Source organism: Flavobacterium sp. CG_9.1, from assembly GCF_015751645.1.
Classification (GTDB): Bacteria; Bacteroidota; Bacteroidia; order Flavobacteriales; family Flavobacteriaceae; genus Flavobacterium; species Flavobacterium xanthum.
Genome location: NZ_JADOVC010000009.1, coordinates 14,102 through 35,082 on the forward strand (window position 1 = coordinate 14,102; position 20,981 = coordinate 35,082).

Genomic DNA, 20,981 nt, shown 5'->3' on the forward strand with positions numbered 1-20,981 from the left:
ATGATAAAGAAAAACAAGGGGGCATTATTTGCTATCCTAGGAATAGCATTGCCTTTTTCGAGCCAAGCACAAGGGCTGGCAGACGACATGAATAGTCTGCATGGTGTATTGGAACAATTGTATGACGAGATGATGCCTTTATGTAGCAACCTTTTGGGAGTTGGACAGGGAATCGCAGGCTTTGCAGCTATCTGGTATATCGCCTCTAGAGTTTGGAGGCATATTGCCAGTGCAGAACCGATAGACTTTTACCCGCTGTTTCGTCCATTTGTGATTGGGTTTTGCATCATGATTTTTCCTTCAGTTCTGGACATTATCAATGGGGTTATGAAACCTACCGTTACAGCAACTGCTGCGATGGTTGAAGGGTCGAACAAAGCTATTGAAGTACTGCTTCAACAAAAAGAAGATGCACTAAAGAGTACCGATCCTTGGCAGATGTATGTTGGGGCTGATGGAAGCGGTGATCGTGATAAATGGTACAAATACGCCCATGATGATAAGAATCCTAGTACTGAAGGAGCATTTGCTAGCATTGGAAACGATATCAAATTTGCCATGTCCAAGGCATCCTATAATTTTCGCAATTCAGTGAAGGAATGGATGAGTGAAGTATTACGCGTGCTTTTTGAAGCCGCCTCGCTTTGTATTGATACGCTCCGAACTTTTCAATTGGTGGTGCTATCTATTTTAGGTCCACTCGTTTTTGGCATATCGGTTTTCGATGGTTTCCAACATACGCTTACAGTTTGGCTGGCACGCTATATTAATATTTACCTATGGCTTCCAGTGGCCAATATTTTTGGCAGTATCATCGGCAGGATTCAGGAGAAGATGCTAAAGATTGACATAGCACAGGCCAATGATTATGGGGATACCTTCTTTAGCAGGACGGATATAGCGTATCTGGTATTTATGATTATCGGTATTGTGGGCTATTTTACAGTTCCCTCAGTTGCTAATTATATTGTTCACGCAGGCGGTGGCGGGGCTTTAAGCCAAAAAGTGACCAGTATCTTCAGCAACTCCACAAATTCAGCGGTTAACACCGCATCTGCTGGTGCAGGGATGGTAGTGGATGCGATGGGCAATACCGCTGGACGCATATCCCAAAGTATGTCTGGTTCAGGTGCTTCGGCTCCTTACTTCAAGGATAAGGACAGCTACATGGGCGATAAGTTAAAAGGCAATTCATAATCCTTAAAAAGAAAATATCATGTTTAGCAAAATGAAAAATATTGACACCGCCTTTCGGCATGTTCGCGGCTTTACCATGTTAGTGATAGCTGGTTGTATCGTAATCTGCTGCTTCGCCCTTTACAAGAGTTTCAGTTTAGTATCGCAAATGCAGGATAAGGTCTATATACTTGCTAATGGAAAAGCGCTGGAAGCCTATGCTTCGGACAGGAAAGATAATATACCCGTTGAAGCACGAGATCATGTAAAGACCTTTCATAAGTTATTCTTTACCCTTGATCCGGACGATAAAGTAATCAAAAGTAACGTAACCAAGGCACTTTATCTTGCTGATGACAGTGCAAAACGGATATACGATGATTTAAAGGAAAATGGGTATTACTCTGGTATCATATCAGGGAATATCAGCCAGACCATACAGGTGGACAGTATAACAATTGACATCAATACCTATCCCTATCAATTCCGGTGTTACGCTATCCAAAATATTACCAGAACTACCAGCATTGCACATCGAAACTTGATAACGAAAGGCAATCTTCGCAATGTATCGCGTAGTGATAACAATCCACATGGATTTTTGATCGAACGGTGGAACACAATCGAGAATCGTGATTTAAGTACCGAAAATAGAAAATAATTAAACTGCTGATTATGAAATTCACCATTAAAAAAAACAGTAAAAATAGTCCTGCTGAGGCTGATAGTTTCAGGAGTAGTTTATTACAAAGATTTGATGAAGCGAATCTTCGGTTACAATATAAGTGTGCCAACTGGTTAGAGCGTAAGACAGCACATTTATCACGTAAAAGTTGGATTATTATCCTGTTCTATTTTACAGTGTTTACAGGCGGTTGTAGCATTTACCTGATTGTGAATAGCCTTTCAGGGAATACAACTAAAAGTATCACTGTAGCTCCGATTACCAAACCAACCAATGTGGTACCATTTAAGGAGAAGTCCATCCAGCTAAATGTGGCCATCAGTAAAACCGAATTTGAAAAAATTGTCCGCTTTCGCAGGTATATGGATAGCCTCGGTCGCAGTCCCACTGGAAAAAAACTGTATGACAGTATTCTGCACTATCGCCCCGGAATTCTGGACAGTATCACCATAGTAGAACAGTATTATCACTCACAATTTAAAAATTAATATCATGGAACAAAAAACAAAATCATTAAAAATGTTAAGACAGCGCAAGCTGTTAGTTGTATTACCGCTAATGGTTCTCCCATTTGTAACCGTTATGTTTTGGGCATTGGGTGGTGGAAAAGTGGAGGCTGCAAATACACAAGCAGTAGAAAAAAAGGGTTTCAATATAAAGCTCCCCGACGCGAATCTGAAGGAAGGACTCTCATTGGATAAGATGAATTATTATGATCAGGCAACCCTTGACTCTATAAAGCTTGATGAACTCATCAAAAAAGACCCAAACTATTTGAGCCAGTCTTTTCAGATAGATTCAACTGAAGATAGTAGTGACGTTACTTTTAGAAAAGGAAGTACTGGTTTAAATACATCGGTGTATCGTGATCCGAACGAAGAAAAAGTGTATCAAAAATTGGAAGCATTACAGAAGGTGATAAATACGCCGGTAGTATCTCCAGTACAAAATCGGGATTATACTAAATATACAAAATCAAATGAGACCTCGATGCATTCCAATGATGTTGACAGGCTGGAACAAATGATGCAATCCATGAACGGTCAAAGTGGCGATCAGGATCCCGAATTACAACAGCTCAGCGGAATGCTCGAAAACATCCTTGATATTCAACATCCAGGCAGGATACAGGAAAAATTAAGAAAAGCCTCGGAACAACAACGAGGACAGGTATTTGCCATCGCTACTAAAACCAAGGAAGATAATATTTCTTCATTGCAAAGTACTTCGGTAAATACTACTGCCTTTGCTGGACAATCCGGACACAATGGATTTTATTCTTTGGATGAGCGGGCAAGTCCTGACTATACACAAAATGCCGTGGAAGCTGTCATCCATGAAACCCAGACTATTGTAAATGGTTCAACAGTTAAGTTGCGACTTTCTAATGATATTTTTATAAATGGAATAAAAATTCCAAAGGACAATTTTCTTTTTGGCACAGCTTCTCTAAAAGAAGAAAGACTGGCAATTAAGATAAACAGCCTAAGATACAACAACTCCCTATTTCCTGTTGACTTGTCCGTATATGATATAGATGGACTCAGTGGGATCTATATTCCAGGCGCCATCAACCGTGATGTGGCCAAAGCATCTGCTGACCGTTCTTTGCAAACGCTCGGTGTTGCAAGCCTTGATGATTCTTGGGGAGCGCAGGCGGCGGGGGCTGGAATTGAGGCCGCTAAAAGTCTTCTGAGTAAAAAAGTAAAACTAGTCAAAGTGGTTGTAAAAGCCGGCTATATGGTACTGCTTCGCGATGAAAATCAAAAACAAAAAGATTCCAATTAAAAACTAAAAATTATAAATATGAAAAATTTTAATCTATTGGCGATGGGGTATCTATTACTTCTTACTATCAGTGCATTTGCACAACAAACAGACAAAAACCGTCTATCTAAAATTGAGCCGGATTCTATAACAATAGCCTATTCAAAAACGACCAATATCGTATTTCCTTTTGCTATTAAAAGTGTTGACAGAGGAAGTCAGGATGTACTGGTACAGAAAGCGAAAGGTCTTGAAAACATACTTCAGATTAAGGCAGCGCAGAAAGGATTTTTTCAGACCAACCTTACGGTGGTAACTGCCGATGGCAAATTATATTCTTTCGTCCTAAACTATGATGAGAAATCGCCACAATTGAATCTCGCCGTGAATAAGATCAAACCGGAAGGTCAGGAAATTTATTTTTCGTCTGAAAGTGGAAACGAAGAGGATGTCCAGGAATATTCCAAATTGGCTTTTTACGATAAGAAGAAAATACGAGGTGAAAAGGAAAGCAATTATGATATTGACTTTCAACTCAGTGGAATTTTCATACGGGATGATGTAATGCACTATAGAATAAAGGTAACAAACAATTCTAAAATCAATTATGATGTTGACCAGCTTCGCTTTTTTATTCGTGATACTAAAAAAGTGAAACGAACTGCTTCACAGGAAATCGAAATTACACCAATCTACATTCTAAATAATGTAGTTAAAATTGACGGGGAAGCGGAAAACACATTTGTATTTGCTCTTCCAAAATTTAGGATTCCAGAGAAAAAATACCTAGCAATACAGCTAATGGAAAAAAATGGTGGTAGACATGTGGAATTGCATGTTAAAAACAAAAAGCTGGCAAAGGTCACCGTACTGCCCAAACTATAAATTATTAATCATTTAAAGAATTTAGTCATGAACGAGAAAAATTTTGAATACTTAAAAGACCAGGTTAAGTACACCGGTTTCGGTGAAGGACTGGAAAGTGAATTAAAAGCAAAAATGCAGAAAGAGGAACCAAATTTCACTTTGAACCATATTGCACAATACGGTAATGATACCGCTGTGGCAACATTGAATTTTAAAAAATCAGATCAAAGCGATATGTATTTTTTTAATTCCTACAAGGTGGAATTGCAAAAGGAGAATTCCAAGGAAGCTCTGGAACAAACCTTTTATATCAATAAAGGTAGTAACATTACCATGAAAGAAGCTTTTAATCTTATGGAGGGAAGATCCGTAAACAAAGACCTTACCAATAAAGAAGGAGAAATATACAGCGCTTGGGTGCAGATGGATTTTAAACAAGCCGATACTAACGGAAACTTTAAGTTAAACCAATACCATCAGAATTATGGTTATGATCTTGAGGCAACATTGGCTAAACATCCAATCAAGGAACTAGAAAATCCTAAGTACAAAGAGGATCTGATGGATTCCATGAAAAAAGGAAACCTGCAATCTGCTACTTTCTTAAAAGAAGGCAATGAGTTGAAACAATATATTGAGGCTAGTCCACAATTCAAAACTATCAATATGTATGATGGTAATATGCAACGAATTGACAACCGTCACTCCAAAGAGGAAAAGCAGTCCGAAGTCGAAAAAGCTTCGGTTAAACAGGATAGTAAAAAGCAAAACCAGAGTGCTGACGACGACGGCCCAGAGGTACCAAAGGATACTAAGAAAAAAAGGAAAAGCCAGTCTAATTCCATGTAGCAGAAAGGGTGATAAACAAAGTCTGCTTAAAATTAATAAACTAGCGCTTAATGGAAATACTAAAACCTTTATCCGATTTCTTTAAGGCAATAAAGAAAGATTGCCGTATTAGCGTCACGCATATTGGTATCTATGCTGCATTGCTTCAATTTAGAGCGGATAGAGGCTATATTAATCCAATTCAAGTATACAGTTATGAAATTATGGAGATAGCAATGATTTCTTCCCCAAAAACATACCATAAATGTATGCATGAACTAAATGAGTATGGCTACATTAAGTATGTGCCAACCCGAAACAGAAACCAAAGGAGCACGATTTATTTCTATATATAAGCAATTGAATCAATCAAAGTAAAAATCAGTAAAGCCCGTTCGCGGGCTTTTGCTATCAAAAGAAGGAGGTGCATGATGAGAGAAGAGGAGATTGGTAGAATAACACCACAAAAGGCGATGGTATTATTAAGAAAAGATGGTATTGATTTAGATTTAGAACAAACAAAAATCGTTTTGGATTTTCTATATGAAATGGCTGAAATAGTGGTTGATACGTATTTAGATCAACAAAAAAAAGTATATTTACCAACACATGAGTGACGAGTAAGTAAGCTTAACTAATCAATCTTAAAATCATGAAAATTGCAGATTTATATATCCGGGTAAGTACAGATGAACAGGCAGAGAAAGGATATTCGCAACGCGATCAAGAAGAACGTTTACGCAAATATTGTGAATCGAATTCGCTTCAGGTACGTAATGTGATTACTGAAGATCATTCGGCAAAAACATTTAACCGTCCATCATGGAAAAAACTATTGATAGAACTTCGCACTCGCAGAGGACAATCAGATTTAGTGCTTTTCACAAAATGGGACAGATTTAGTCGAAATGCAGGAGATTCTTATCAAATGATAAATACTCTCAGAAATTTAGGTGTAGAACCTCAGGCTGTAGAACAGCCTTTAGATCTATCTATTCCCGAAAATAAAATGATGCTTGCATTTTACCTTGCAGCTCCAGAAGTAGAAAATGACCGCCGATCTATGAATATATTTAACGGAATGCGTAGGGCTAAAAAAGAAGGACGTGTTATGGGAAGAGCCCCTTTAGGATATAAAAATAAAATTAATGAAGAAGGAAAAAAAAGTATTGCAATTAAAGAAGATGAAGCGATTATTATGCGATGGGTATTTGAAGAACTAGCAAAGGGCCAAATAAATACACAACAAATTTGGAGATTAGCTAATGCAAAAGGCTTAAATTCTTATAAAAATAGCTTTTGGATTGCGCTAAGAAATCCTATCTACTATGGAAAGGTATTCATTCCTAAATATAAGGATGAAGAAAGTTACTTAGCTCAAGGACAACATGAGCCGCTAATACCAGAATCCTTATTTTATGAAGTTCAAGATGTACTTGATGGTCGCAAGAAAAAGAAAAGAACTACTGTTACAGTAGATCCAGAGATTCCGTTAAGAGGTTATCTAATATGTCCGAAATGTGGAAGATTACTAACTGGAAGTGCCTCTAAGGGACGATACAAATATTATTACTATTATCATTGTACTTTAGGGTGCACATTCCGCGAAAAAGCCCCTATAGTAAATGAAAGAATTGCAGAAGAAATACAAAAATATGTTAGACCACTACCTTTTCTGGAGTTATATAAACAAGCAATAACATCTGTATTTCAAAATAAAACTAAATACCAGCGAAGCGATAGTAATCAATTGACAAAAGAACTTGAAGAGACAAATATAAGATTGACCAAAGCAAGAAATTTATTAATTGCAGGAGATTTAGATGCAGATGATTATCGCAAGATAAAAATTGAGACAGGTGAAAGAATAAACAGACTTGAATCGATGCTAACTACAAAAAATAGTAATGTTACTAATGTGGGACCTCTTTTAAATAAGGCTATAAGCCAAATTTCACAACTTGGGAAATTATATGAAGAGGGATCTGCCACCAGTAAAAGAAAGATAATTGGTTCGATATTTCCTGAAAAACTCACTTTTGAAAATAATCAAGTTCGAACCACTAGAATCAATGAAGGACTAAGACTTATGTTGTTGTTATACAAGGATTTAGATAGTAAAAAAAAAGGGACAAATCAGCAAAAATCTGATTTGTCCCAGTATGTGAAGGCAGAAGGATTCGAACCTTCGACCGCCTGCTTAGAAGGCAGGTGCTCTATCCAGCTGAGCTATGCCTCCATTGCTGCTGTAAAAAACTAGTCGGGGTGGCAGGATTCGAACCTGCGGCCTCCTGCTCCCAAAGCAGGCGCGATAACCGAGCTACGCTACACCCCGAAAAAAAATTATAAAGCGGAGGGACAGGGACTCGAACCCTGGCACCGATTGCTCGGTGACAGTTTAGCAAACTGCTCCATTACCACTCTGGCACCCCTCCAAGCTCAAGGAAACGTGTCCTGTTTTGCGGTTGCAAATTTAAGACATCTTTAGACTTCTCACAACTATTTCAAGCCTTTTTTTTAATCTTTTTTGTCGTTTTTTCAAAAAGACTTCACAATCAAACAAATAGAAGAGAAATAAATATAAAAAAGATAATGTCCTTGTCAAAATATGAAATTGTTTAAAAAAGATTAAATTTGCTTCATAAACCAACATTATGAAAGTCATGAACAAAAGAGTTGTTATCGTTTCTGCCGTTAGAACACCTATCGGAAGTTTTATGGGGGGATTATCTACAGTCACTGCTCCTCGATTAGGCGCAATCGCTATTAAAGGCGCTTTGGACAAAATAAAATTAGATCCTAATTTAGTTGATGAAGTATTTATGGGCAACGTAGTTCAAGCTGGCGTAGGTCAAGCTCCTGCTCGTCAAGCCGCTATATTTGCAGGTTTACCAAATACCGTGGCCTGTACCACAATAAACAAAGTATGTGCTTCTGGAATGAAAGCAGTCATGTTAGGCGCACAAGCCATTCAATGTGGTGATGCCGAAATTGTAGTAGCAGGTGGAATGGAAAACATGAGTTTAATTCCACATTACATGCATTTGAGAAATGGAACAAAGTTTGGACCAGCAACCATGATTGACGGAATGCAAAGAGACGGATTGTCTGATGCCTATGACAACAATGCTATGGGTGTTTGTGCCGACTTATGTGCATCTGAATACAATTATACCCGAGAAGATCAAGACAACGCCGCAATTCAATCGTACGAGCGTAGCGCTAAAGCATGGAAAGAAGGAAAATTTGATAATGAAGTTGTTCCCGTTTCCGTTCCTCAAAGAAAAGGAGATCCGATTATCGTTTCTATAGATGAAGAATTTACAAACGTAAAAATTGATAAAATACCTTCTTTAAATCCAGCATTTACAAAAGAAGGAACAGTGACAGCCGCTAATTCTTCCACAATTAACGATGGAGCTGCTGCAGTAATACTGATGAGCGAAGAAAAAGCACTTGCATTAGGTTTGAAGCCTTTGGCTTACATCAAAGGATATGCAGACGCGGCTCAAGAACCGAAGTGGTTCACTACAAGCCCTTCTAAAGCAATTCCAAAAGCTTTAGCAAAAGTAGGAATAGCGATTGGCGATGTTGATTATTTTGAATTTAACGAAGCTTTCGCGGTAGTAGGTTTAGCTAACTCTAAAATTTTAGGATTAGACAGTAGCAAAGTAAATGTAAATGGAGGTGCTGTATCCCTAGGTCATCCTCTAGGTTGTTCTGGAGTGAGAATCATTGTCACATTGCTTAACGTTTTAGAACAAAATAATGGAAGTATCGGTGCTGCTGCAATTTGCAATGGTGGTGGTGGTGCATCAGCAGTTGTTATTGAAAGAATTTAATTAATTATGAGTTGTGAGTTATACGTTTTGATACGTATAACTCACAACTCTTACCTCATACCTTAACATACATGTTTGGAATTTGTAATCTAGCGATGATACCGCTTCGGTTTGAACCAAGTGATAAAAGCGAAATTGTTTCTCAAGTTTTATTTGGAGAACATTTCGAAATTTTAGAACAACTCAAACAGTGGTCTTTTATCAAAATGCAATATGATGGTTATGAAGGTTGGGTTGACTCTAAACAATATCAATTAATTGCTGAATCAAGTTATACTCAATTATCCACAGAAGCTATTATTCTCAATGCTGACTTAATAGAATACATAACTGCGCCATCCAATTTACTGATTCCAATTCCTCTTGGTTCTTCCGTATCGTTTATTAACAATCATGAAATCAATACGTCTAATTTTGATTTTGAGGGAACTAAAACAAGTGGAGAAAAAACCAAAGAGAACCTTATTAAATCTGCCTTTATGTATTTAAATGCTCCTTATCTTTGGGGAGGAAAAACTCCTTTTGGTATTGATTGTTCAGGATTTACTCAAATGGTTTATAAATTGAATGGATACAAATTACTTCGTGATGCTTCCCAACAATCCAGTCAGGGAGAAGCTTTGAGTTTTATTGAAGAAAGTGAACCCGGAGACTTAGCTTTTTTTGATAACGAGGAAGGCAGAATTATTCACGTAGGAATCATAATGGACGATAATTACATCATTCACGCCAGCGGTAAAGTTCGAGTGGATCGATTGGATCATTTGGGAATTTTTAATGCAGAGACAAATAAACACACCCATAAATTACGAGTTATTAAAAAGATTATATAAAAAAACCTATCTGGAATACTCTAGATAGGTTTTTTTATGAATAATATAATATGATTTACTGAATCTTAGCTTTCAAGGCTTTGTATTCTGCTGTCATTTCAAGAGCACTATAAACGCCTAAAAGTGTTTTAGAAACATCTGAGTTTTTAGGATCTAATTCTACTGCTTTTTGAAGATAAGGAATAGCACTTTTGAACAAATCTTCTCTCTTCTTTTTCAAATCATCATAGCGCTTCATATCCTTAGTAGAAGTTCCAAGTTTATTCATTTCATCAATAATGACTTTTTCATTTTCTAATTTCAAAGCAGATAAATTAATATAGGCGTTGATGTATTGTGGATTGATTTCAATAACTTTTTTGTAATATTTCTCCGCCTCAGGAACATTTTTAGCATTTGCACTTATCACTCCTAAGTTAAAAACTAAATCAGCGTCATTAGGATTTTTTTCTAAAACTTCAGCGATAAGCTTTTTGTACATTTCAAAATCTTTAGTTTCTAAGTAAAGATTAGCCTCTGTCAAGATCAAAGAAGTATCTTCTGGATTTGCTTTCCTAGCTTCAGAAATTGCTTTTTTAGCCTCGTCGGTTTTTCCTTTTTCAACTAAAATCAAAGCCATATTTTTATAAATCTCTCCTCTTTTAGAAGGAATAGCTTCAGTTCTTGGTTTTTCATGTGTTCCTAACTTCACCATTCTATCTCTTTCTGCAGCAGTAGCAAAAAAATCTTCTTGGTTGGTTAATTTATTCACTGCAAAGTAACTAGTCCCTACTCCAGAATAGTTCAAGTTTTTCAAATTCTCGTATAACTCAAGCGCTTTGTCATATTCATTTGCATTTACATAAGTTGAAGCCGCATAATATAAATTGATTGTGTCTTTTTTATCCAACAGGTAAGCGTCATATAATTTTTTAGCACTGTCTGAATGCTTCTCAATTTTTGAATCTGCAATTGCACCATTTATCAATTTGAATTTAATATCCGTAATTGAAGCTGCTGCTTGGGTTGAGTATTTTACTTTTCCAGAAACTTTCTCCACTCCAATTAAATCTTGATACGCTTTTGCAGCGAGTGAAAGATTGGTATTCGCATCAACATTCTTGTTGGCTAAATCCAATAAAGCATTTCCTTTTACAAAGAAAAACTGTGCCTTTTCAGCATCTGTTGCTGCAGCTATTAAGGGTTCTGCTTCCATTAAAATGGTAGCTGCCTCTTGAGATTTACCGCCTTTCATCGCTTTTTCGGCTGCCTTAATTTGATCTTTTTGAGCAAAAGTAGCTACTGATATCAATAACGCTGATGCTAGTAATACATATTTACTTTTCATAATATTCTGTGTTAATTTAATACTTATTCTTACTTTTCTATTTTATTTTATGCTTCATCATCTGAATCGTCCTCGTCACTATCGTCATCAAGTTCTTCTTCATTTTCAGAGTCGTCTTCGTCTTCATCTTCTTCAGAACCGTCCTCTTCAAGAACTTCTAATACTGGCTTAACTCTTTCAATAGCTTCCGTTTCAACAACATTGCCTTCCTCATCTACAACCACTTCAGCCACATCGTCCTTCATAACTTTTGTAACTGCTGCAATTGAATCATTTCCTTTAATGTTAATCAACTTCACTCCTTGCGTAGCACGGCCCATCACTCTCAAATCTTCAACAGCCATTCTGATAGTCAATCCAGATTTGTTGATAATCATTAAATCATCTGCATCTGTAACTGAATTTATAGAAATTAGCTTTCCTGTTTTCTCCGTAATATTTAAGGTTTTAACTCCTTTACCACCACGATTCGTAATTCTATATTCATCAAGGCTAGAACGTTTACCGTAACCATTTTCAGCTACAACTAATATTTCACTGCTCATATCGTTTACAGTAACCATGCCAATAACTTCATCCGTATCATCCTTAAGTGTAATTCCACGAACTCCTGAAGCTGTTCTTCCCATTGGACGGGTTTTAGTTTCTTCAAAGCGAACTAATTTACCTGATTTTACAGCCAATATAATTTGGCTTTCACCATTCGTTAATTTAGCTTCCAATAATTCATCACCCTCTTTAATAGTAATTGCAGCGACACCGTTTACTCTAGGTTTAGAATATTTCTCTAAAGATGTTTTCTTAACCTGACCTTTTTTGGTCACCATAATCAAATTATGACTATTGATATATTCTTTATCTTTCAAATCTTGAGTGCAAATAAAAGCTTTCACTTTGTCATCACTTTCAATGTTCACTAAGTTTTGAATTGCTCTACCTTTAGCGGTTTTACTTCCTTCTGGTATTTCATAAACACGCATCCAGAAACATTTTCCTTTTTGAGTAAAGAACATCATATATTGGTGATTTGTAGCAACAAACATGTGCTCTAAGAAATCTTGATCTCTTGTTCCAGCACTTTTTTGCCCTACTCCTCCTCTATTCTGAGTTTTATATTCGGTTAGGTTGGTACGTTTGATATATCCTGCATGAGATATAGTAATGACTACATTCTCATCAGCTATTAAATCTTCGATGCTCACGTCTCCGCCAGAATATTCAATTTGAGAGCGACGAGCGTCTCCATATTTATCTCTAATTTCAGTAAGTTCTTCTTTGATCAAAGCAATTCTCAAGTTTACATCTGCTAATAAAGCTTTCAAATGCTCAATTAACTTCATAATTTCATCGTATTCCGTTCTTAACTTATCTTGTTCAAGACCTGTCAATTGACGCAAACGCATTTCAACTATTGCACGAGATTGAATATCTGACAAATTGAATCTTTCGATTAATTTCTCTCTTGCCTCCTCCGTACTTTTCGACGCTTTGATTAACGCAATTACTTCGTCAATATTATCAGACGCGATAATAAGACCTTCTAATATATGCGCTCTTGCTTCCGCCTTTTTCAATTCAAATTGCGTTCTGCGAGTCACCACATCATGACGATGCTCGATAAAATAGTGAATCAAATCTTTCAGATTCAACATTTGTGGACGCCCTTTAACAATTGCAATATTATTTACACTGAAAGAAGATTGTAATTGTGTAAACTTATAAAGTGTGTTCAAAACCACGTTTGGTGTGGCATCACGTTTTAAAATATAAACGATACGCATCCCATTTCTATCCGATTCATCGCGTATATTGGCAATTCCTTCGATCTTTTTATCATTGACCAAATCAGCTGTACGCTTAATCATATCCGCTTTATTGACTTGATACGGGATTTCGGTAACGATAATACATTCCCGACCTTCCACTTCTTCAAAACCAACTTTGGCACGCATTACAATTCTACCTCTACCTGTTTTGAAAGCCTCACGCACACCTTCATATCCGTATATAATTCCACCAGTAGGAAAATCTGGGGCTTTAATATGCGTCATCAACTCGTCAATCTCGATATCATTATTATCCATGAAAGCTAATGTACCGTTGATAACTTCAGTTAAGTTATGAGGAGGCATATTCGTGGCCATACCTACAGCAATTCCCGTGGCCCCATTTATTAATAAGGTAGGAACACGCGTTGGCATCACTGTTGGCTCTTCAAGCGTATCATCGAAATTTAATTTAAAATCAACTGTTTCTTTGTCAATGTCAGCTAAAATCTCCTCAGAAATCTTACGCATTCTAGCTTCAGTATAACGCATTGCTGCAGGACTATCTCCATCTACAGATCCAAAATTACCTTGACCATCGATCAACAAATAACGCATACTCCATTCTTGAGCCATACGAACCATAGCATCATAAACAGAAGTATCACCATGTGGGTGATATTTACCCAAAACTTCTCCGACAATTCTTGCGGACTTTTTATGAGCTGATCTTGAGTTAACACCCAAATCATGCATTCCAAATAGTACTCTTCGATGTACTGGTTTCAAGCCATCTCTAACATCTGGAAGAGCTCTTGACACAATAACCGACATCGAATAATCGATATAGGCTGTTTTCATTTCATCTTCAATGTTAATGGGAATTAACTTTTCTCCTTCAGACATAAGTTGTTATATTAAATAATTATATTAGTTTCAAAACGTGCCAATATACGCTTTTTTGAAATTTTTAAACCAATTTTAAAACACTTATTTCAATGATTTATCAACAAAATAAACTTCCCTTTTAGTTAATAATTTAAGGGAAATTTAACTCTTATATTAGTATAATTTTTGTCTCTTAGCTGACACGACTACTTATAGGAATGGTTTTTGTTTTTCTATCACTAATTCACTAAATTTACGATATCAAATATATATTATGGATGATAATTTTTCACCAAGAGTAAAAGACGTTATAACCTACAGTAAAGAGGAAGCTTTACGACTGGGTCACGATTTTATAGGTACAGAACACTTAATGCTTGGGATTCTAAGAGACGGAAACGGAAAAGCTATTCAAATATTGAATAATCTGGACGTTGATTTAGATCATTTACGCAGAAAAGTAGAGATTCTAAGCCCAGCAAGTCCCGGCGTAGAGGTAAACGTTGAAAAGAAAAACCTGCACTTGACACGTCAAGCTGAACGAGCCTTGAAAACTACTTTCCTGGAAGCTAAGGTATTTCAAAGTACCTCTATCAGCACCGCGCATTTATTATTGTGCATTTTAAGAAACGAAAACGATCCAACAACCAAGCTATTGAATAAACTCAAAATTGATTATGACATAGCTAAAGAACAATATTTAAACATGACTCCAAGCGAAGAAGAATTTATAGAAAAATTACCACGAAATGAATCTTACAATGACGATTCAGGACAAGATGACAGTCTAAAAGAAGGAACTTTTAACAACCCAGCCAACAAATCTAACAAAAAATCTAAAACTCCGGTTTTGGATAATTTTGGCCGAGATTTAACAGAAATGGCAGAAGAGGGGAAATTAGATCCTGTTGTAGGACGGGAAAAAGAAATTGAGCGCGTTTCTCAGATTTTGAGCCGTCGCAAAAAAAATAATCCTTTACTTATAGGTGAACCTGGAGTGGGAAAATCTGCCATTGCCGAAGGTTTAGCCCTGCGAATTATTCAGAAAAAAGTTTCACGCACCTTGTTCAATAAACGGGTCGTTACGTTAGATCTCGCTAGTCTTGTAGCTGGAACTAAATACCGTGGACAATTTGAAGAACGAATGAAAGCAGTAATGAATGAGCTAGAGAAAAATGACGACATCATTCTTTTTATAGATGAAATTCACACTATTGTTGGCGCTGGTGGTGCAACAGGATCTTTAGACGCATCCAATATGTTTAAACCTGCATTAGCTCGTGGAGAGATTCAATGTATTGGTGCAACAACATTAGATGAGTACCGTCAATATATCGAAAAAGACGGCGCCTTAGAACGACGTTTTCAAAAGATAATTGTAGAACCAACATCTGTTACCGAAACGATTACTATTTTGCATAATATTAAAAATAAATACGAAGATCACCACAATGTTACTTATTCCGAAGAAGCAATAGAAGCGTGCGTAAAATTAACGGACAGATACATGTCAGATCGTTTTTTACCAGACAAAGCTATTGATGCCTTAGATGAAGCGGGTTCAAGAGTACACATTACCAATATTGAAGTTCCTAAACAAATTTTAGATCTGGAACGTCAATTAGAAGAGGTACGCGAATTGAAAAATGTTGTAGTCAAAAAACAAAAATACGAAGAGGCTGCCAAACTTCGAGATGATGAAAAACGCATTGAAAAAGACTTAGCAATTGCTCAAGAACAATGGGAAGAAGATGCCAAAAACAACCGAATTGAAGTTACCGAAGACAATGTTGCCGATGTAGTTTCAATGATGAGTGGTATTCCTGTTAACCGTATCGCTCAAACAGAAAGCAACAAACTTGCCAAATTACCAGAACTTATTGAAGGAAAAGTAATTGGACAAAGAGAAGCTGTAATGAAAATTGCTCGCTCCATCCAAAGAAATCGTGCGGGATTAAAAGATCCGAATCGACCAATTGGTTCCTTTATTTTCTTGGGACAGACCGGTGTTGGTAAAACGCAATTAGCCAAAGTACTCGCCAAAGAGTTATTCGATTCTGAAGATGCGTTGATTCGTATTGACATGAGTGAATACATGGAAAAATTTGCAATCTCTCGTTTAGTTGGAGCACCTCCGGGATACGTAGGATATGAGGAAGGTGGACAATTAACAGAGAAAGTTCGCAGAAAACCTTATTGTGTAGTATTATTAGATGAGATAGAAAAAGCGCATCCTGATGTATTTAACATGTTACTACAAGTACTGGATGATGGTTATTTAACAGATAGTTTAGGCCGAAAAATTGATTTCAAAAACACTATAATTATTATGACTTCGAATGTTGGAGCCAGACAATTGAAAGATTTTGGTCAAGGTGTTGGTTTTGGAACTGCTGCAAAAGTAGCTCAGGCTGACGACAATTCAAAAAGTATCATTGAGAACGCATTGAAAAAAACTTTTGCGCCGGAATTCCTAAATAGAATTGATGATGTAATCGTATTTAATGCTTTGGAAAAACATGATATTGATTTGATTATCGAAATTGAATTGAAAAAATTATATGCTCGCGTAGCCGAACTAGGATATCAATTAAATCTATCTGATAAAGCCAAAGCGTTCATCGCGGATAAAGGTTTCGATAGACAATTTGGCGCCAGACCATTAAAAAGAGCGATTCAAAAATATGTTGAAGACGCCCTTGCTGAAGAGATTATCACTTCTAAAATTGGTTCCGGAGATGAAATTTTTATGGATATTGAAGAAGGAGCTCAAGAACTAACAGTACAAGTTCACAAAGCTGGCGAACCAACTAATTTATAACTTTAGTTAAAAAAAAATCCTTTAAACCCGTTACGTTTATATAACCTAACGGGTTTATTATTTATGGTAAATACCCGTTTTTTGAAAACAAATATTTACATTTGGATTATATAAAATAGGTCAAATAAAATTAATTTATGGCAGATAATAAAGTTATTCTAGGGAGTGAAGAGTGGTGCTCTTTTCCAGAATTAGGAATTCCCACTATAAAAGCTCGGGTGGATTCAGGTGCAAAAACATCAGCATTACATGCTATAAACATCGCTCCGTTTATTAAAAATGAAAGTAATTGGGTAAAATTTGACATCAATCCCATACAAAATAATCTAAAAACGGTCATTCATTGTGAAGCACCATTAATTGACAAACGAATTGTAAAAAGTTCTAGTGGTTTTCGGGAGCAACGTTATGTAATACAGACTAATTTACAGATTGGCTCCTCACAATGGCCTATCGAAATGACGCTGACCAATCGAGATTCCATGGGATTCAGAATGCTTCTAGGGCGGGAAGCCATGAGCGGAAGAGTTTTAGTTGATCCGGAACAAAAATATCTTTTGGGTCAACCTACATCAGACAGCCTTAAAGAACTTTATAAAAACTCTGAAAAAGCAAGCTCTGGTTTGCGCATCGGACTTTTAGCGAGTAATCCTGAATTGTACAGCAACAAGCGTATTATGGAAGCTGGTGAAATGCGTGGACACGAAATGCACTTTCTGAATATTAAAGAATGCTATATGAAACTGGATGCAAAAACACCAGAAATTCATTACCGTGGCGGAAAAATATTAAATCAATTTGACGCCATTATTCCAAGAATCAGACCCAGTATAACCTTTTATGGTTGCGCACTAACCCGACAATTTGAGGCATTAAAAGTTTATTGCTTGAATTCGTCGAACGCTATTACACAGTCGCGCGATAAATTGTATTCGTTACAATTATTGCTAAATCATGGAGTAGAAATCCCAACGACTGGTTTTGCTAATTCCCCTTTGGATACCGATGATTTGATAAAAATGGTAGGAGGTTCTCCTTTAATTGTAAAATTACTAGAGGGAACACAAGGTAAAGGAGTAGTTCTCGCCGAAACAAAAAAAGCTGCAGAAAGTGTTATTAACGCCTTCAAAAGCCTAAATGCTAACATATTAGTTCAGGAATTCATCAAAGAAGCAAACGGAAAAGACATTCGTTGTTTTGTAATAGATGGGAAAGTGGTTGCCGCCATTCAACGGGAAGCGATGCCGGGTGAATTCAGAGCGAACATTCATTTAGGAGGAACTGCATCGGTAATAAAAGTAACCGCAGAGGAAAAACGGATTGCCATCAAAGCAACAAAAGCAATGGACTTAAAAGTAGCAGGCGTAGATATTATTCGTTCCGCAAAAGGACCATTATTACTAGAAGTAAATTCATCACCTGGATTAGAAGGAATCGAAGGAGCTACAAACAAAGATATTGCTGGGGAAATGATCAAGGCCATTGAAAAAAATTTCAAACAAAAAGTAGATCTTAAATAACAGAATTTTTCGCATGGTACTGCTTAAGAACTATTTAAGCATACAAAAGTAACTGGAACAAATGCACAAAACCTAAAAAAAATGAACGAGTATCTTGCTATAATTCTTAGAAGTAGTGCCGTTTATTTTTTTATGGTTATTGCATTGCGACTTTTTGGCAAGAAAGAATTATCACAGCTCAATACTGCCGACGTTATATTAATCTTGCTAATCAGCAACTCCGTCCAAAATGCGATGGTTGGAAACGATACTAGTTTATTAGGAGGTTTAGCCGCAGCTTCCGTTCTATTTAGCATTAATTTTACTTTAAAAAAATTGATGTATAAATTCCCAAAATTCAGCGATTTCATGCAAGAAAAGCCAGAAATTCTAATACATGATGGCCATTTGGATTTTAAATCTTTAAGCAAATTAAACATTACTTCTGATGAATTAAAAGAAGCAATGCGCGAACATGGAATCGAATATTTTAAAGATGTCAAGCTGGCTATGCTAGAAATTGATGGTAATATAAGTATCATTTCTGGAAATCAAAATCTGAAACAAACGTATCATAAGCGGAAACACATTCACAAAAGCTTAAGCTGAATATGAAACAAACCAATACTGTAAAAACCTTCCTATTGAATTTAATTCTGCACTGTTAAAGTTGTAAATTAGGTCCATGACAAAGCGAAGGTAATTTTATAAAAAAAATTATTAAAAACTATTCTTGATATTAGAAAACAACCCACCTAAGATTTAAGTTGTTCCAAAATTATTTTATTCGTGTATTTAAGCAATCTCCTGATAAAAATAAAAGAATACTATTTTTAATACAGTCAAAGTTTCCATCGTTAATCTAATCAATTTAATAAACAATAAAAATCATGGATAAAGTAACGGCACACATTGGTGCAGAGCTCTACAAAACAGAAATAAATTCGGCTACGCATACAATGATCTCCGATGAACCTGAAAGTGCTGGTGGAATGGGTTTAGGCTTTGCGCCAAATGAATTGCTCGCTTCCTCTTTAGCAGCCTGCACATGCATCACTTTACGCATGTATGCCAATCGAAAAGGATGGAAATTAACTGATGTCAAAGTTGAAGTTACTCTTGATACTGACCCAATAGAAAACAAAACAAAAATAATACGGGATATTCAACTGTTTGGCGATTTAGATAATGACCAAATTGCACGATTATTAAACATTGCTAATAAATGTCCGATGCATAAAATTTTGAGTAATACCATAGAAATAAGCACCATCTTAAAATAGAAAGGACATAAATTAAATCTTTGAACAAAATTAAAAAAACAATTTTAGCAAAAAAAAACCATTCGGGATCTCCGAATGGTTTTTTTTATATTGATTTGACTCTATATTAGATAAAAATACTGAAAATATAATAGATGATAGCTGCTAAAATAGCTGATATAGGAATCGTTAAAACCCAAGCCCACAGCAAACTTACCGTCATACCCCAACGCACCGCAGAGACTCTTTTAGTAAGTCCCACTCCAATGATTGATCCTGTGATTGTATGTGTTGTACTTACAGGAACTTTAAAATGCTCTGTAAAATACAATGTCAATGCTCCAGCAGTTTCTGCTGCAACACCTTCAAAAGAAGTGACTTTAGTTATTTTAGACCCCATCGTTTTTACAATTTTCCAACCACCGCTTAAAGTTCCTGCTGCAATTGCAGAATAACAAGCTAATGGAATCCAAGCGGGCATTCTAAATGTACCTTCATCATTGGGCAAAACTACATCTAACCAAGCAGGTAAAGATGCTTGCGCAACGCCACTAGTGTTGATGTAAACAGCAACCGCTGCCGCAATAATACCCATCACCTTTTGTGAATCATTTCCACCATGACCTAAACTAAACGCTGCAGAGGATAGCAATTGCATTTTTTTCAACCAAGACGTAGCTTGATTTAAATTTAAACTACTAAATATCAAACAAAAAGAGCTTATTGCAAGTACAATAAATGCCACTAAAAACCATTTGATATTGTGTGCTTCAAAAGCGACACTCCAAAAATGGGAATCAAATCGAGGTTTTGTAATTTCGTCAAAGTAAATCATTTGACTTTCTACAAACCAAATCGTCAAAATCATTAAAGAAGCGGTGAAAATTTTAGGATAAATACTTTTCTTAGAAGCATTTAACAACCAGATTGATATTAGATAAGATATTAAAGCCCCTAATAATGGTGCCAATATGATAAAAGCAACGATGATTAAAACTCCTGAAGGCATTCCTCCATCCTTCCCTACTTTATACCAAGAAACAACTCCAAATCCTGCATGAGCAATTGCAGCTCCTGCAAAACCCCCAATTAAAGTATGAGAAGAACTCGATGGAATTCCTTGCCACCACGTAAATAAATTCCAAATAATTGCCGCAATAACACCAGCTAGAATAACCACCAAGTTGATATCCATGGTATTGGCTGTTTTCGCAACGGTATCAGCTACACCAAAGCCAAATACCCAATAGGCTAAAAAGTTAAAAAAAGCTGCCCAAACTACCGCTTGAAAAGGGGTTAATACTTTTGTGGCAACAACCGTTGCTATCGCATTGGCTGCATCATGAAAACCATTGATGTAATCAAAGATTAAAGCCAACACAATAATAACTATCAGTAGAGTAAATTCCATAATTATAAT

The 20,981-nt window shown here is 36.4% G+C and carries 17 protein-coding genes, 3 tRNA genes and 1 pseudogene; 15 read left to right on the forward strand and 6 right to left on the reverse strand.

What is annotated here, in order from left to right:
- From traJ to IWX83_RS17445, 9 genes and pseudogenes are all read left to right on the forward strand, one after another.
- The gene (traJ, locus tag IWX83_RS06565; protein WP_196828502.1) at positions 1-1,197 is read left to right on the forward strand and encodes a conjugative transposon protein TraJ; all 1,197 of its coding nucleotides are present in this window, start codon (positions 1-3) and stop codon (positions 1,195-1,197) included.
- A 19-nt stretch (positions 1,198-1,216) separates the two neighbouring features.
- Entirely contained in the window at positions 1,217-1,837 is a 621-nt protein-coding gene (gene traK / locus IWX83_RS06570) for a conjugative transposon protein TraK (RefSeq protein ID WP_196828504.1), read from the forward strand.
- A gap of 14 nt (positions 1,838-1,851) precedes the next feature.
- A complete protein-coding gene (locus IWX83_RS06575) occupies positions 1,852-2,349 on the forward strand; it encodes a hypothetical protein (protein ID WP_196828506.1) in 498 nt (165 codons plus the stop codon).
- A 70-nt stretch (positions 2,350-2,419) separates the two neighbouring features.
- Positions 2,420-3,649 (forward strand): conjugative transposon protein TraM, encoded by a 1,230-nt coding sequence (traM, locus tag IWX83_RS06580; protein ID WP_370568392.1) that lies wholly within the window; start codon positions 2,420-2,422, stop codon positions 3,647-3,649.
- Positions 3,650-3,667: 18 nt separating this feature from the next.
- Positions 3,668-4,513 (forward strand): conjugative transposon protein TraN, encoded by an 846-nt coding sequence (gene traN, locus IWX83_RS06585; RefSeq protein ID WP_196828510.1) that lies wholly within the window; start codon positions 3,668-3,670, stop codon positions 4,511-4,513.
- A 27-nt stretch (positions 4,514-4,540) separates the two neighbouring features.
- On the forward strand, positions 4,541-5,344 hold the full coding sequence (locus IWX83_RS06590) for a hypothetical protein (RefSeq protein ID WP_196828512.1): 804 nt from the start codon (positions 4,541-4,543) through the stop codon (positions 5,342-5,344).
- A 50-nt stretch (positions 5,345-5,394) separates the two neighbouring features.
- Positions 5,395-5,679 carry a hypothetical protein gene (locus tag IWX83_RS06595; protein WP_196828514.1) on the forward strand — a complete coding sequence of 95 codons (285 nt, stop codon included), beginning with the start codon at positions 5,395-5,397 and terminating at the stop codon, positions 5,677-5,679.
- A gap of 72 nt (positions 5,680-5,751) precedes the next feature.
- Positions 5,752-5,940, forward strand: coding sequence for a hypothetical protein (locus IWX83_RS06600; RefSeq protein ID WP_231379844.1), 189 nt, complete (start codon positions 5,752-5,754; stop codon positions 5,938-5,940).
- A gap of 35 nt (positions 5,941-5,975) precedes the next feature.
- A pseudogene (locus tag IWX83_RS17445) lies at positions 5,976-6,899 on the forward strand (recombinase family protein); the annotation flags it as partial.
- 589 nt (positions 6,900-7,488) lie between these two features.
- On the opposite strand, the gene IWX83_RS06610 reads toward IWX83_RS17445, so the two are convergent.
- The 3 genes from IWX83_RS06610 to IWX83_RS06620 all read right to left on the reverse strand — a co-directional run bounded on the left by IWX83_RS06610 (position 7,489) and on the right by IWX83_RS06620 (position 7,758).
- A tRNA-Arg gene (locus IWX83_RS06610) sits at positions 7,489-7,562 on the reverse strand.
- 21 nt (positions 7,563-7,583) lie between these two features.
- A tRNA-Pro gene (locus tag IWX83_RS06615) sits at positions 7,584-7,658 on the reverse strand.
- A 16-nt stretch (positions 7,659-7,674) separates the two neighbouring features.
- Positions 7,675-7,758: transfer RNA gene (locus IWX83_RS06620), tRNA-Ser, on the reverse strand.
- A 228-nt stretch (positions 7,759-7,986) separates the two neighbouring features.
- On the opposite strand from IWX83_RS06620, the gene IWX83_RS06625 reads away from it, so the two are divergent.
- The gene (locus tag IWX83_RS06625; RefSeq protein ID WP_196828635.1) at positions 7,987-9,165 is read left to right on the forward strand and encodes an acetyl-CoA C-acyltransferase; all 1,179 of its coding nucleotides are present in this window, start codon (positions 7,987-7,989) and stop codon (positions 9,163-9,165) included.
- A 71-nt stretch (positions 9,166-9,236) separates the two neighbouring features.
- Entirely contained in the window at positions 9,237-9,998 is a 762-nt protein-coding gene (locus tag IWX83_RS06630) for a C40 family peptidase (RefSeq protein WP_196828516.1), read from the forward strand.
- A gap of 55 nt (positions 9,999-10,053) precedes the next feature.
- Here IWX83_RS06630 and IWX83_RS06635 read toward each other — a convergent pair whose 3' ends face one another.
- Together IWX83_RS06635 and gyrA are read right to left on the reverse strand one after the other, a co-directional pair.
- Positions 10,054-11,325: a tetratricopeptide repeat protein gene (locus IWX83_RS06635; protein WP_073353450.1), complete on the reverse strand. Its 1,272-nt coding sequence runs from the start codon at positions 11,323-11,325 to the stop codon at positions 10,054-10,056.
- A gap of 47 nt (positions 11,326-11,372) precedes the next feature.
- The gene (gene gyrA, locus IWX83_RS06640) at positions 11,373-13,997 is read right to left on the reverse strand and encodes a DNA gyrase subunit A (protein WP_073353448.1); all 2,625 of its coding nucleotides are present in this window, start codon (positions 13,995-13,997) and stop codon (positions 11,373-11,375) included.
- Positions 13,998-14,253: 256 nt separating this feature from the next.
- On the opposite strand from gyrA, the gene IWX83_RS06645 reads away from it, so the two are divergent.
- The 4 genes from IWX83_RS06645 (at position 14,254) to IWX83_RS06660 (ending at position 19,582) form a co-directional block, all read left to right on the forward strand.
- Positions 14,254-16,800, forward strand: coding sequence for an ATP-dependent Clp protease ATP-binding subunit (locus IWX83_RS06645; protein ID WP_196828518.1), 2,547 nt, complete (start codon positions 14,254-14,256; stop codon positions 16,798-16,800).
- Between the two features lie 137 nt (positions 16,801-16,937).
- A complete protein-coding gene (rimK, locus tag IWX83_RS06650; protein ID WP_196828520.1) occupies positions 16,938-18,320 on the forward strand; it encodes a 30S ribosomal protein S6--L-glutamate ligase in 1,383 nt (460 codons plus the stop codon).
- Between the two features lie 81 nt (positions 18,321-18,401).
- Positions 18,402-18,908 (forward strand): DUF421 domain-containing protein, encoded by a 507-nt coding sequence (locus IWX83_RS06655; RefSeq protein WP_073353443.1) that lies wholly within the window; start codon positions 18,402-18,404, stop codon positions 18,906-18,908.
- 281 nt (positions 18,909-19,189) lie between these two features.
- Positions 19,190-19,582 carry an OsmC family protein gene (locus tag IWX83_RS06660; RefSeq protein ID WP_196828522.1) on the forward strand — a complete coding sequence of 131 codons (393 nt, stop codon included), beginning with the start codon at positions 19,190-19,192 and terminating at the stop codon, positions 19,580-19,582.
- Between the two features lie 106 nt (positions 19,583-19,688).
- Here IWX83_RS06660 and IWX83_RS06665 read toward each other — a convergent pair whose 3' ends face one another.
- Positions 19,689-20,972 (reverse strand): inorganic phosphate transporter, encoded by a 1,284-nt coding sequence (locus tag IWX83_RS06665; protein WP_073353440.1) that lies wholly within the window; start codon positions 20,970-20,972, stop codon positions 19,689-19,691.
- Between the last annotated feature and the right edge of the window lie 9 nt (positions 20,973-20,981).